This window comes from Streptomyces sp. NPDC001732 (genome assembly GCF_053596315.1).
In genome coordinates, this window is record NZ_JBSFFY010000068.1 from 1 (window position 1) to 12,462 (window position 12,462).

A 12,462-nucleotide genomic window follows, 5' to 3' on the forward strand; every position below is an offset into this window, starting at 1 on the left:
TCCTGTGGGCCCTGATTCGTGACCGACGGTGCTACCAGGTCACACCCCCAGTGACAGCGGCGGCTTGACATCAGCATTGGGAAGCACCTGGACGAGGTCTTCATCAAGATCAACGGAGAGCGGAAGTATGTGTGGCGGGCCGTCGACGCCGACGGCAACGTGCTCGGCATCCTCCTGCAGAGCCGCCGGGACAAGGCCGCGGCAGGGCGCTTCTTCCGCCGCCTGATGAAGAAGACCCGTACGGTGCTGTGGGGGGTCGTCACCGACAAGCTCCGTTCCTACGGCGCGGCGCACCGCGAGGTCATGCCCTCGGTGGAACACCGTTTCCACAAGGGCCTGAACAACCGGGCGGAGAACAGTCATCAGCCCACGCGGCAGCGTGAACGCGCGATGAAGGGATTCCGTTCCGTAGGCGGGGCCCAGCGGTTCCTGTCCGCGTTCAGCGGCATCTCGCCCCACTTCCGCCCTCACCGCCACCTGATGACAGCCTCCGACCACCGGGCCGAGATGACCGTCCGCTTCGCGATCTGGGACCAGATCACCGGCGCTGCCGGCCGGCTCACCACGGCCTGACCCCAGGACCAGACCGCAAGCCCCACCATGCCCCAACGCGCCGTCAGGCACCGACATACTCAACAACGTGACAGCGCCCTTCCGCGAGATTGACGTGCAGGAAGCACCGAAGACAGAATCAGACTAGAGTTCGATATTTGGGTTGGTGTGGCGTCTGGACGTCGTGATCAGGTAGGGGGAGACTGCACGTCATGGGAAAGGGTTCGCACGGCGCTGCTCCGAACGCCATTGGCTATCAGCATCAGACCTGGTGGGCGCTGGTCGAACTCCTGCAGAGTGGTGCCGGCAGACCGGACGCGGCACTGAGTCTGGAGCTCTACGACGACGTGGCGTGGGAGGAGAAGGGGACACCCTCAGAACTTCTCCAGGTCAAGCACCACATGGGGGAACACAGGGCGCTGACCGACTCCGCCACGGACGTCTGGCGGACGCTGAAGGTGTGGATGGACGAAGCCTCCCCGGCGGACGCAGGCGGCCCCGCTCTCGCTCTCGTCACCACCGAGACCGCCGCTGACGACACCGCCGTCGCGGCGCTGCGCTCCTCCACCCGCAACGAGAAAGTGGCGCTCAGGCTTCTCGAACAGGTCGCGCGCGCCTCGAAGTCGCAGCTGACGCAGACTGCTCGGCAGCAGTTCCTCGGCCTTGCCAGCTCGGAACGCCTGACGTTTGTCTCCAGGATCCGGGTGATCGACCAATCACCTCACATCCAGGACATCGCAGCCCAGGTCAAGCAACAACTGCACTGGGCGCTGCCGCCCGGACACGAAGACCTGTTCCTGGCCAAGGTCTGGCGCTGGTGGGACGAGACAGCACTCGCTCTGCTGCGGGGGGCCCAGCGCCGCGTCGACGTCGGTGACGCTCAGGCTGCGATCGCCGACATCAGAGACCAGTTCACCCGCGACAACCTCCCCACCCTCCTCGAACTCGGGGACGTCAACGCCGGCGAGCTGGAGCAGAAGTACCGCATGCACCCGTTCGTGCAGCAGATGCACTGGGTCGCCTTCCCACCCCGCAACCTGCAAAAGGCCATCGTCGACTACTACCGTGCCTACACCCACTCGGTGCGCTGGCTCGAAGAGGACCTCATCGGGGCAGCCGAGCTGACCCGCTTCGAGAACGAACTCGTCGACGAATGGGACCGCGAGTTCGAGTGGATGCTCGACTCCCTCGGCGAAGACGCTGGGGACGACGAGAAGAAATCCGCAGGAAAGACGCTGCTGCGTCAGCTGCTTGGGCAGACAGGTCTGTGCGTGCGCTCACGCTTCAACGACCCGTTCTTCGCTCGTGGACAGCGGCACATGCTTGCTGAGCTGGGTAAAGTCGGCTGGCACCCCGACTTCGAGACGCGTATCGCCGAAATCCTCAAGGTGAACGCATAACGGCGCTCTGCCTTTAACCGACCGGCCGTACACCAGCAAGGACTCGCATGACCGTCTGGGCTGACCGCCACCCGATCTCCGCCGCGATGCTCAACCCTGCCCTCATCTCGGTGGTCCTGGCCACGGCCGCCCAGGGCTACGACAAGGAGAGCGACCAGGGCATGCCCTGGGCCCTGGGATTCATCGTGGCCCCCATGGTGCTGCACCGCCCCACGCGACAGGCACTACCGGCCTCGACGCGAACTCACCTGGCGGCCTGGGCCGGCCAACATCCGGTCATCAGGGCCGGCTTTCCCGCCCGAGCCCAGGCCCTGGCGGGAGCCGTCAAGGAAGGCACGCGATTCGGCCTCGCTCACGACGCCCTCGCCCTCGAATCCCAAGGGCGTGTGAGATCCACATTCCGCAGGCCACGCGGCTTCAAGCCCCCCGCCGAACTCGACCAGATCCTGCGAAGAGCCAGTCTGACCGGCCGCTGGCTAGCCAAAGCGGAAAGCCCCGCAACTGTCTTTGCGGTCCTGGGCGTGGCACCCTGAGCCCGTGCAACTGCTCGCGATCATTCTGTACAGCAAGTCAGGCAATCGTCAGGTCCTGGACTTCACACCAGGCGCCCTGAACGTCGTGACGGGCGAGTCGAAGACAGGCAAGAGCGCTCTGCTCGAGATCGTCGAGTCCTGCCTGGGCCGAGACACCCTGCAGATGCCAGTCGGCCCCATCACAAGCACCGTCTCCTGGTACGCAGCTATCTTCCAATTGGAGGCTGGCCGCGTGTTCGTCGGCCGTCCCGCCCCCAAGCCCGGCAAAGCCTCGACCCAGCAGGCCATGATTGTCTTCGGAGCGGACCTCGAGCCGCTCGAATACGGCGAGCTGGAGGTGAACGCCGACACCAACGCCGTCCGCGAGCAACTCGGGCGACGTATCGGCATTGAGGAGAACCTTCACGAACCACCAGCCGGGTCGAGTCGGCAGGCCGTGGAAGCCCACATCGGCCACGCAGCCCTGCTCTGCCTGCAACGCCAGAGCGAGATCGCCGACCCCGCCTTCCTCTTTCACCGCCAGGGCGAGCAGTTCATGGCTCAGACCCTCAAGGACACCATTCCGTACTTTCTCGGCGCCGTCCCTCGAGACCAGGCCCTCAAACGGGCCCAGCTCGCAGCCGCCAGACGCGACGTACGGGCCGCGGACACCACCCACCAGCAAGCCCTTCAAGCCTCCCAGACGGCCGAAGCAGGCCTCGCCTCGCTGTGGCGTGAAGCGTTCACGCTCGGCATGGTCAACCCCGAACAGCAGCCAGACCGCGACACGGCACTGTCCCTCCTGTACCAAGCCGTCAACGCCGGATCGGTGCCAGCCCAAGCCGACCCCGAGACAGCCACCCGCAGAAATGCTCTCGAGGCCCAGCTCGACGAACTGCGCACCCGCCTGAGAGCTATCACGACAGACCGCGAGACGCTTCTGCAGCAGGACACCACCGCGACCGACTACACCGGCGCCGTCCAAACCCAGACCGCACGCCTCGCCAGCCTGAACCTCCTCGACGTACCGCCAGCCACAGACGGCCACACATCCACCACCTGCGCACTGTGCGGATCGCCCCTGCACGAGCCAGACCCGACTGCGGCCGAGCTCCACGAAAGCCTGGCCCGCCTGACCATCCAGCTTGCAGACGTCGAAGCCGCTCGACCGGCCAGACGAGCAGCCCTCACCAAACTCGACGAGCAAGCTGACGCACTGCGCGCCCAGATCCGAACCACCGACAGAGCTCTGCAGTCCCTCGTCTCCTCCTTCGCCGCCGCCGAACGGCTCTCCGACACCTCCCGGCACGACTTCATGCGCGGCCGCATCCACGCCAGCCTCGCAGCCCTGCCCTCCAGCACCGACACCGAGGTAGCCCGGCTGAGCAGCCTCCTGGCCACCGCTCAGGCCCGAGTCGCGGCCCTGACAGCGGAACTCGACCCCAACGAGGAACGCGAACAGCTCACTTCGCGTCTCGTCGCCATCAGCCAGGACATGACGGACTGGGCCGACAGGCTCCAGCTTGAGCACAGCGGTCAGAACGTACGCCTCGACCTCAGCCGCCTGACCGTCGTCACTGACACCGAGCAAGGGCCGGCCCCTCTCTTCCGCATCGGCAGCGGCGAGAACTGGATCGGCTACCACGTCATTGCCCACCTAGCCCTGCACCGTTACTTCACCCGCCAGCACCGGCCCGTCCCACGCATCCTCATGCTCGACCAGCCCACCCAGGTCTGGTACCGCTCGGAAGTCGACCAGGTATCCGGAGCACTGGAGGACGACACCGACCGCGCCGCTGTGACGCGGCTGTTCCGGCTGCTTTACGACGTGGTCCACGAACTCGCACCCGACCTGCAGATCATCGTCTCCGACCACGCCAACCTCGACGAGTCGTGGTTCCAGGACTCCGTCCGCCACAACTGGAGAGGCGGACGCAAACTGATTCCGCAGACCTGGATCGACGAAGCTGCCCACTGACATCAAGACCCAGGCAGCGGTCAGCGAAAGACAACTCCCCGACCCCAGTCCAGGCAGAGAGGACCACTGCTGGCACGGCATCCCCCGAGTGCGCATGGCGAGTGGGTACCGAAATGACTCCATCGCGTGGGGACTGTATGCAGGGCGGTGAGCGCATGGTGGGAGGCGGCCTCGGCGGCGGGGGAGTTGCCGAGTCGGTCGTGGACGATCGAGGTGATGGCGTGGAGCTCGGCCCGGCCGTAGAACGCGGCCCAGCTCGGCCGCGGGCGGGCCGGGTCGGCCTTGGAGAGCGCCTTCTCGGCATGGTCGAGGGAGCGCAGGGCTGACTGGTGGTCGCCGGGGTGGGCGTGGGCGATGGCGATCCGCGCGTGCGCGAGGCTGGCGAACAGCGGGTCGCGGCGGGTGACGGCCGTGGCCTGGGCGGCCTGCCCGGCCGCGAGCGCCTCGGCATGGGCACCGCGCTGGTGGGCCAGGATCGCCACCGAGTTCCACACACGCATCGTCGCGACCGGATCCTGCGCCAGCCCGGCCAGATGCAGGGCCCGTTCGTGCAGCGGCCGGGCACGGGCGCTTCGACGGGCGTCCACGCACGACCAGGCCGCGGTCGCGGTGTAGTCGGCCGCGAGGGAGAAGAGCCGCTGCCGGGTACGCTGGGGGGCCGGCTTCCCCTGGAGCGCGACGGCCTCCCGGGCGCCGGCGAGCGCGGCCCGCTCCAGGGTGTCGTGGCCGCCCCGGGAGTCGTCCAGCGCCATGAGAGCGTCGAGCTGCTGCCGCAGCCGCAGCACATCACCCCCCGCCGACCCCCGCCGACGGGCCGAGAACCGCAGCACCCGCCGAGCCGGCCGTCAGCGCAAGGAAGGAACGGCGGTGCACAGAATCCTCCACGGGCGCGGACTTCTTCTTGCGACGATCGGAAGGAGCGAACCCTAAGGCCGCCACGACCAGCCCGCTGACCTCCTCCAGCGCGATCCGGTACTTCTCCTGCGGCTAGGACGTCTCACCCGACCGCCACTTGTGCACTGTGATCTCCGACAGCCCACGCCCCGCCCCGGACCTCCGCGTCAACTGCCGCACGATGGTGTCCAGTTCCTTCGCGAGCGCCGGCGCCGACCACCCCTCGCGCTCCATCCAGGCGACGAGCGCCTCGTTTTGTGCACGTGCCATCTCCTCACGGTAGAGCCCCACCCCACCCCGCCGAAGGTCAACGAACAGTCAAGTCGCTAGGGCGGCGGCAAGCAGAAACCGCAACTTCGCTATGCACCCCACCCCGGCCCGCGCGGTTGTCTGGAACAAGACGCCGACCACCCGCCCCTGGAGTAGACAGGCCCATGCCCGACACCCACCACACCCAGACCCCGTCCGGCCACGGCTACGCCCGCTTCCTCACCACCACAGGCTTAGCCACCCCGAACACCGGCCCCGGCGACCACGACCAGAACCACGACCACGACTAGGACCACGACCAGGGCCAGGGCGACGGGGTGGGGCACCGGTGAGCGACAGGCACCTCGTGCTCCACGATCCCGACGGCCTGCTCGAAGCCGAACTCCCCCTGGACCGCGCCCCGTACGAAGCACTCGTCACCGCCGTCCTCGCATGGAAGGACCCCGACCACGAACCCCACGACTACGAACAACTCGCCCTCCAGCTCACCGGACACGCCCGCGCCGTGGCCGCCGACGTCCGCCGCCACGCCGCCGCCCTGCCCAAAAACGACGGCCGCGGCGCCCTCGCCGAAATCGTCCTCCAGGAAGCCGACCGACGCCTGTCCGTACCACCCAAAGGCACCGCCCACTGCGCCCAGAACCGCGCCCGCCTCGTCCGGGCCCTCTACGAGCGGCTGGACCGGCTGGAGGCCGCGCCCGCCCCGGGAAGGGCTGCACCGCCCGTCGGCTGACCCGCGCTCCGTATCTGCCGCCCACGTGAAGTCCCCGGCGAGGCAGCGGTGCACGGTCTTGATCGGCAAGGTTTCGGCCACTGCACGCGATTACCCAGCGGGCCCCGGACCGCTGCGGGTACGGTCGACCGGTTTGACGGCCGGCGGTGGCCGCCAGCGGGGAAGTGCCCGGTCGGTGTGCCGTCGCATCGCGGGTGGAGGTGGTTCGGTGGACAGCACCGAGCAGGATGTCGAGCAGCAGTTCACACGGCTTCAGCAGAAGGTCGGCGCCAGCCACGCCGAGGTCCTGAAACACGACGTCGACGACGACCGGTTCGCGGCGGAGTACGCCCGGCTGGTGAACACTGTCACCGAGCTGGTGGAGTTCGAGGAGACGATCCCCGGGCTCCTGGCCGAACCCGAGCGCAGACGCAGTGAGCGCATCGTGACGTGGTCCTGGCGCGCCCAGGCAGCCGTCGGCGCCGTGCTGATCGCGCTCGTGTTCGTCCTCGACCGCTCGGCCTGGTGGCTGGTCCTGCTCGTCCCGCACTTCGCGGCAACGGTGGCTGGCTGCTTCCAGAAGGTCGATGCCGAACAGCACCGCGACCGCCGCTTCGGAGCCATCGCACTGCACGTGGTCGCTCTCCTGATGGCCCTCATCAGCCTGAGCGTGATCAGCCGGTGGTTCATCATCGCCGCAGCCATCGGCTGGCTGCTGGTCGCCGGGTCCTCGACGGACACGGAAGAGAAAAGGGCGCAGCGGTGAGCGACGACTACGGCCACCAGGTCCGCCGTCTGGAGAACCAGACCAGCGGGATGGAGCACGAACTGCACTCGCTGCGTTCGAAGCTGGGGGAGGTCGAAGACCTCGACTACGAGCTGCGCGACATCCGCGGCGACATCCGCAGCCTCGAGGACGACCTCGGCACCGTCCGCAACGACCTCACCGAGCTCGACGGCGACGTACGCGACCACATCCAGGACACCGAGCAGGCCCTCAAACGGCTGACCGGCCGCATCCAGGCCCTCGAAGCCCACCTGCTCGCCGCGGGCGGCGCCCCACGCGCCGACCTCGACACCATCGACCCGGAGTGGAAGAAGCTGGCCAGGACCGCCAGCCACGGCTGGCACGTACGCTCCGGCCTGCTCCCCAAACGCCAGCGCGAGGCTCACAGCCTCAAGGTCCGCGAGTACGAAGGCGCCATCGAAGAACGCGACGAACACCGCGACAAGGTGGTGGAGGCCGCCGGCGTCCTGGCCACTCAGCCGCGCACGTCCCGCGAGTTCAAACAGGCCGTCTGGGACTTCGGCATGTCCCACCCCCCTTGCCGAGAAGAACGACCAGCGGGCCCAGAACCTGGCTGGCCCCGCCCAGGCCGCCCGGGCCGCACTGGCCCAGGACGACACCCTGCGGCAGGCGAAGGCCTCGCTGATCGACCAGGGCGACAAGGCGGAACGGAAACTGAACTGGCTGCTGCGTACCCGCCTGGCCGATGCGATCCGCGACCGCGCCCTGCTGCCCATGTGGTTCGTGACCGTGCTCGGCCCCGTGCCCCCGGCACACAGAACGGAGAAGTGGATGGACCACGCCACCCAGGTCCTGGCCTACCGGGTCACCTACGGGATCACAGACCAGGCCGTCGCGCTCGGACCGGCACCCGACACGTACGTGCCGCGCCGCACCGAGTGGCACCGCGAACTCGTCGAGGGCCTGCGCCACTGGTAGCCCGCGCGGTGACGACGCCGAAGGGGTACATGTACCGGTATGGCTCGTGAACGGATCCGGTGGACAGCCGTGGTGCACCGGGCGCGGCAGATCGTGGACGGGTACGCACCGCTCAAGGTCACACTGCGGCAGGTGATGTACCGGCTCGCCGCCGAGGGAGTGCTGCCGCACACGCCGCCGATGTACCGGCGGCTGTCCGCGCAGCTGGCCCAGGCCCGCCGGGAGGACCACTTCCCCGACCTGATCGACACCGTCCGCGAGGTTCACGTCCCGCCGGCCTGGCCGGACGCGGACACGTTCGTCACCGAGATGCCCACCTGGTTCCGCCTGGACCGCACCACGGGCCAGAAACGGGCCCTGTACATCGCCGCCGAGAAGGACACCCTCCGACAGCGGCTGACCGGCTGGCTCGAGTTCGCGGGCATCCCCGTCCTCGTGGTCCGCGGCTTCAGCTCCCAGTCCTACGCCGACGTCGTCCGCGGCCGCGTCGCCCACGAGCATCGCGAAGCCTGTCTGCTCATGGTGGTTCTCCCCGGCGCTTCGACGTGTCGTAGGACGCTGCGTCTGATCGTGTGAGCTGGGGTTCTTCCTCTGGCCCGTCTCGAACGGCACGTGAAGGACCTCGTCGACTCCCATGCGACGGCCGAGGGCCGGAAAATGCTGCACCAGTACGCAACGTGGCATCTCCTGCGTCGGCTTCGCCGACGCAGCCGCGGCAAGGAGATCACGCACTACCAGCTCGCGGGCGCACGGCAACATCTGCGGGCGGCCGTTCATCTCCTGGACTGGCTCGAGGAGCGGAATCTGACCCTTTCAACCTGCCGCCAGGACGACCTTGAACGCTGGATGACCAGCGCCGATGTCCGGCATCGCCGGGAGGCAGGACACTTCGTGCGCTGGGCCCTTTCCCGGAAGATCGCCCGCGATCTCAGCTTCCCTGCCGAGCGATGGAACGGCCCCTCCCAGGCGATGGACGACGAGGCCCGCTGGGACACCGCCCGTCGCCTGCTGCACGACGACACTCTCAAGCCTGAAGACCGCCTGGCCGGACTGCTGTTGCTCCTCTATGCCCAGTGGCCCGCAGCAATCTCCCGGCTCACCGTCGGCCACATCGAGGAGACGGACGGAGCCGTTCGCATCCGCCTCGGCGCCGTTCCGGTCGAGCTTCCCGCACCCATCGCTGACCTGGCCCGACAGCAGGTCGCGGTCCGCCGCAGCCATGCCGTCCTCGGCCGGACAGAGTCGCCCTGGCTCTTCCCCGGAGGCCAGCCCGGCCGGCCGATCAGTGCCTGGGCCATGGGCGAACGCCTCCGCAAACTCGGCATCCGGCTCGCGGAAGCCCGCTCGACCGCACTGTTCCAGCTCGCCACCGAGCTGCCCGCCGCGGTCCTCGCCCGCACCCTCGGCATCGACATCACCGTCGCCGTCAAATGGCAGCGAGCCGCTGCCGGAGACTGGGCCGCCTACGCAGCAGAGATCAGTCGCCGTCCAAAAACCCAGGAGCCCACATGACACACCACGCCGAACAATCCGCGAACCAACCCGAGATCTCCCAGGAACGAGTCGCCGAAGCGCAGGAGATCATCAACCGCATCACACGCTGGGCCGCCAACCGTCAGGACATCGTCGGCCTGCTACTTGTCGGCTCATTCGCCCGCGATGCCGCGCGGCCTGACTCCGATATCGACATCGTCCTGCTCACGACAGACCAGGCTCAGTACTTCAACAACATCTGGGCCAACGAGCTCGCTCTCGGCGAGCTTGTCCGAACGCAATCGTGGGGGCCCATCACCGAACGACGCTATGCCACGGCCTCAGGTCTGGAAGTTGAGATCGGCATCGGCTCCCCGGAGTGGGCACAGACGGACCCCCTCGACCCTGGCACACGTCGCGTCGTCACCGACGGCGCCCGCCCTCTGCACGATCCGGCAGGAGTCCTTGCCGCTCTGATCCAGACATGCCGATCATGACCATCCCGTCAGAGACATTCGGGCAGTTCCAATACCCGACTCCACCATTACGGGTCAAGGAAGTCCGTCTGCGCGAGGCCGTCGACAAGGTCACCGCCATGCAGTTCGACCGCCACGGACAGCGTGTCTGGGGAGCGGTCACCACCTTGCTGGACGCCGAACGCATCCGCCTGGCGATCGGCTCGGTCCAGGTTCCCTTCGGCACCTGCTCCGAGCCGTCCAACGTCGCGGCCGGCGGCGGCTCCTGCCCCCTGCGGTTCCGTTGCATGGGCTGCGACCACTACTCCACCGACATCTCCTACCTCCCCGAGCTCAGCGCCTACCTCGACGGTCTGCTGCGGCAGCGGGAGCGGCTGCGGTCGATGACCGAGGCCGACGACTGGGCCCGAGCCGAGGCCACCCCGTCCGAGGAGGAGATCGCCCGCGTCCGACGGCTGATCCGTCGCGTCACTGAGGAGGTCGACCAGCTCACCGACACCGAACGCGCCGAGATCCAGCAGGCCGCGGCCATGGTCCGCCAGACCCGCCAGGGCTTCCTCGGCATGTCGCGCATCCCCCAGCCCCTGTCCGACCTGCGACCGGAGCGACCCGCATGAGCCCACCCGACCCCGCCGTCCAGGCCATGCTGGAAGGCCGCCGGGCCGACACCGGCCGACGCCGCCAGCGCGTCCTCGCCGCCCTAGCCGAGGCCGCGAAGGACAGCTTGGAGATCAGCGTCGCGGCCATCGCTCGCCGCGCGGGCGTCGACCGCACCTTCCTCTACCGCCACCGCGACCTGCTCGGCCAGATCCACGCCCAGGCTGCCGAGCCGCCCACGGTCCCCGGCGGCCGGGGGCCGGCAGTCAGCCGGGCCTCGTTGCAGGCCGACCTGGCGGCGGCCGACGCCCGCACCGCCCGCCTCGCCGCCCAGGTCCGGCGCCTCGAAGGCCGTCTCAGCGAGGTTCTGGGCGAGCAGGTCTGGCGCGAGTCCGGCATCGGCGGGCCCGACGACACCGAACAGCTCCAGGCCCGGATCACCACCCTCGAACAGCAAGTCGTCGACCTGGAGCTCAAGCTCCAGGATCAGGGCGACGACCTCGCCGCCGCCCGCGCGGCCAACCGCGAGCTGATGGCCCAGCTCAACCGAGGACGTGACACACCCCCACCTCCCGGATGAAACCCCAGGTCACCACCACTCTTGAGCGAAAGGACGCCATGGCGGACTCTTGAATGCAGGAGGCCACAATGCCGAACAAGCGCCCCCGCGGGCCGCAGCCGCACTGGCGGCCCAAGCGGGAGACACTCCGGGTGCTGATCGCGGTCGACGCCGTCCTCGACCGCTACCGCGACCACCTGCCCGTCTCGCTTCGCCAGCTCTTCTACGTGCTCCTGAGCGACGGCGTGCTGGAGAAGACCGAGCGCGACTACAAGCGGATGTGTGAGTACGTCGGCATGGCCCGCCGCTCCGGACGAATCCCCTGGGACGTGATCCGCGACGACACCCAGATCGCCGTGGACGCCCCGCCCTCCTTCACCGGCCCCGAAAACTTCTGGACGGCCGTGGCGGCGGCGGTCGACGACTACCGGGTCGACCGTCAAGCCGGCCAGCCCGTCCGGCTGGAGCTGTGGTGCGAGACGGCCGGCATGGTCCCTCAACTGGTACGTATCGGCGAGGAGTTCGGCATCTCCTGCTTCTCCGGCGGTGGGTTCGACGGCCTGGCTGGCAAGCACGACGCAGCCGTCCGGGCGATCTCCGGAGGCCGCAGAACCAGGATTTTGCACCTGGGCGACTACGACCAGAGCGGCGTCCACATGTTCAGCTCGCTGGCCGAGGACGTGATCGCGTTCGCCGAGGCCGCAGGTGCTGAGGTGGAGTTCGAGAGGGTCGCGGTCACCCCCGAGCAGATCGTCACCTATAACCTGCCGACCGCCCCGCCGAAGGCGACCGACCGGCGCTCGTTCTCCGGCACGACCACCACCCAGGCCGAGGCACTGCCGCCCGACATCCTGGCCGCGATCGTGCGCGAGGCCATCGAGGCCCACCGCGACCCCGACGTCCATCGGCAGGCGCTCGCCCGCGAGGAAGCCGAGCGGCAGGAAATCCGCCAGCGTCTGAATGGGCGGCCCGAACCCGGTCAGCATCCCGCCGAGTGAATCTTCCGTCAGGTTCCGTGCACCACATCTGTTGCGCACGCTATGGTCGTCCCGACTGCTTCTGAGCTGCGAGAACTCGAACCGCACGCTCGCGGCGCCCCGGAGAATGGTGGGTGATTTCGACTGCTCGGGCGAGGACATCGAACGGGACTGGGTGGAGCAGACGGGCTGCTGGAGCTTGGTGACCAGGGTGAAACGGGATGAACTGCATCTGATGCAACATTGCACGGAGTGGCGGAACCGGTGTTCCGGCTGGTCGGAGCGGCAGACTGCTGAGGGTGATCCGCGCTTGGATCTTGCGCTGACCTGCACACT

At 68.3% G+C, this 12,462-nt stretch carries 15 protein-coding genes and 1 pseudogene; 14 read left to right on the top strand and 2 right to left on the bottom strand.

Going from position 1 to position 12,462, the window contains the following annotated elements; translation table 11 throughout:
- Nucleotides 1-84: 84 nt before the first annotated feature.
- The 4 genes and pseudogenes from ACWCXX_RS34630 to ACWCXX_RS34645 all read left to right on the top strand — a co-directional run.
- Nucleotides 85-573, top strand: a pseudogene (locus ACWCXX_RS34630) (IS6 family transposase); the annotation flags it as partial.
- 191 nt (nt 574-764) lie between these two features.
- The gene (locus ACWCXX_RS34635) at nt 765-1,952 is read left to right on the top strand and encodes an ABC-three component system protein (protein WP_451134279.1); all 1,188 of its coding nucleotides are present in this window, start codon (nt 765-767) and stop codon (nt 1,950-1,952) included.
- Nucleotides 1,953-1,999: 47 nt separating this feature from the next.
- Nucleotides 2,000-2,485: a three component ABC system middle component gene (locus ACWCXX_RS34640; RefSeq protein WP_451134281.1), complete on the top strand. Its 486-nt coding sequence runs from the start codon at nt 2,000-2,002 to the stop codon at nt 2,483-2,485.
- Between the two features lie 4 nt (nt 2,486-2,489).
- Entirely contained in the window at nt 2,490-4,442 is a 1,953-nt protein-coding gene (locus ACWCXX_RS34645; RefSeq protein ID WP_451134283.1) for a DUF3732 domain-containing protein, read from the top strand.
- A 20-nt stretch (nt 4,443-4,462) separates the two neighbouring features.
- Here the strand turns inward: ACWCXX_RS34645 and ACWCXX_RS34650 are convergent, their stop codons facing one another.
- On the bottom strand, nt 4,463-5,227 hold the full coding sequence (locus ACWCXX_RS34650) for a hypothetical protein (RefSeq protein ID WP_451134285.1): 765 nt from the start codon (nt 5,225-5,227) through the stop codon (nt 4,463-4,465).
- A gap of 202 nt (nt 5,228-5,429) precedes the next feature.
- A complete protein-coding gene (locus ACWCXX_RS34655; RefSeq protein ID WP_451134287.1) occupies nt 5,430-5,606 on the bottom strand; it encodes a hypothetical protein in 177 nt (58 codons plus the stop codon).
- 164 nt (nt 5,607-5,770) lie between these two features.
- Between ACWCXX_RS34655 and ACWCXX_RS34660 the strand changes: the two genes are divergently transcribed.
- From ACWCXX_RS34660 to ACWCXX_RS34705, 10 genes are all read left to right on the top strand, one after another.
- Nucleotides 5,771-5,896, top strand: a complete 126-nt coding sequence (locus tag ACWCXX_RS34660) for a hypothetical protein (protein ID WP_451134289.1) — start codon at nt 5,771-5,773, stop codon at nt 5,894-5,896.
- A gap of 38 nt (nt 5,897-5,934) precedes the next feature.
- Nucleotides 5,935-6,339: a DUF6415 family natural product biosynthesis protein gene (locus ACWCXX_RS34665; RefSeq protein WP_451134291.1), complete on the top strand. Its 405-nt coding sequence runs from the start codon at nt 5,935-5,937 to the stop codon at nt 6,337-6,339.
- 208 nt (nt 6,340-6,547) lie between these two features.
- Complete coding sequence (locus ACWCXX_RS34670; RefSeq protein WP_451134293.1) at nt 6,548-7,084, top strand: hypothetical protein; 537 nt, start codon at nt 6,548-6,550, stop codon at nt 7,082-7,084.
- An 813-nt stretch (nt 7,085-7,897) separates the two neighbouring features.
- Nucleotides 7,898-8,044, top strand: a complete 147-nt coding sequence (locus tag ACWCXX_RS34675; protein WP_451134295.1) for a hypothetical protein — start codon at nt 7,898-7,900, stop codon at nt 8,042-8,044.
- Nucleotides 8,045-8,083: 39 nt separating this feature from the next.
- Nucleotides 8,084-8,620, top strand: a complete 537-nt coding sequence (locus ACWCXX_RS34680; protein ID WP_451134297.1) for a hypothetical protein — start codon at nt 8,084-8,086, stop codon at nt 8,618-8,620.
- 36 nt (nt 8,621-8,656) lie between these two features.
- Complete coding sequence (locus ACWCXX_RS34685) at nt 8,657-9,556, top strand: hypothetical protein (protein WP_451134299.1); 900 nt, start codon at nt 8,657-8,659, stop codon at nt 9,554-9,556.
- On the top strand, nt 9,553-10,014 hold the full coding sequence (locus tag ACWCXX_RS34690) for a nucleotidyltransferase domain-containing protein (RefSeq protein WP_451134301.1): 462 nt from the start codon (nt 9,553-9,555) through the stop codon (nt 10,012-10,014). The genes ACWCXX_RS34685 and ACWCXX_RS34690 overlap by 4 nt, the downstream gene beginning before the upstream one ends.
- On the top strand, nt 10,011-10,610 hold the full coding sequence (locus ACWCXX_RS34695; RefSeq protein ID WP_451134303.1) for a hypothetical protein: 600 nt from the start codon (nt 10,011-10,013) through the stop codon (nt 10,608-10,610). Before ACWCXX_RS34690 ends, ACWCXX_RS34695 begins: the two co-directional genes overlap by 4 nt.
- Nucleotides 10,607-11,170 (top strand): hypothetical protein, encoded by a 564-nt coding sequence (locus ACWCXX_RS34700; protein ID WP_451134305.1) that lies wholly within the window; start codon nt 10,607-10,609, stop codon nt 11,168-11,170. Before ACWCXX_RS34695 ends, ACWCXX_RS34700 begins: the two co-directional genes overlap by 4 nt.
- A 68-nt stretch (nt 11,171-11,238) precedes the next feature.
- Nucleotides 11,239-12,147, top strand: coding sequence for a hypothetical protein (locus tag ACWCXX_RS34705; protein WP_451134307.1), 909 nt, complete (start codon nt 11,239-11,241; stop codon nt 12,145-12,147).
- The last annotated feature ends 315 nt before the right edge of the window (nt 12,148-12,462 follow it).

Bases quoted from the DNA above. Each gene is read 5' to 3' on its own strand.
- ACWCXX_RS34635 (WP_451134279.1), top strand. From the start codon at position 765: ATGGGAAAGGGTTCGCACGGCGCTGCTCCGAACGCCATTGGCTATCAG.
- ACWCXX_RS34705 (WP_451134307.1), top strand. From the start codon at position 11,239: ATGCCGAACAAGCGCCCCCGCGGGCCGCAGCCGCACTGGCGGCCCAAG.
- ACWCXX_RS34690 (WP_451134301.1), top strand. From the start codon at position 9,553: ATGACACACCACGCCGAACAATCCGCGAACCAACCCGAGATCTCCCAG.
- ACWCXX_RS34675 (WP_451134295.1), top strand. From the start codon at position 7,898: ATGGACCACGCCACCCAGGTCCTGGCCTACCGGGTCACCTACGGGATC.
- ACWCXX_RS34655 (WP_451134287.1), bottom strand. From the start codon at position 5,606: ATGGCACGTGCACAAAACGAGGCGCTCGTCGCCTGGATGGAGCGCGAG.
- ACWCXX_RS34680 (WP_451134297.1), top strand. From the start codon at position 8,084: ATGGCTCGTGAACGGATCCGGTGGACAGCCGTGGTGCACCGGGCGCGG.
- ACWCXX_RS34700 (WP_451134305.1), top strand. From the start codon at position 10,607: ATGAGCCCACCCGACCCCGCCGTCCAGGCCATGCTGGAAGGCCGCCGG.
- ACWCXX_RS34695 (WP_451134303.1), top strand. From the start codon at position 10,011: ATGACCATCCCGTCAGAGACATTCGGGCAGTTCCAATACCCGACTCCA.
- ACWCXX_RS34640 (WP_451134281.1), top strand. From the start codon at position 2,000: ATGACCGTCTGGGCTGACCGCCACCCGATCTCCGCCGCGATGCTCAAC.
- ACWCXX_RS34660 (WP_451134289.1), top strand. From the start codon at position 5,771: ATGCCCGACACCCACCACACCCAGACCCCGTCCGGCCACGGCTACGCC.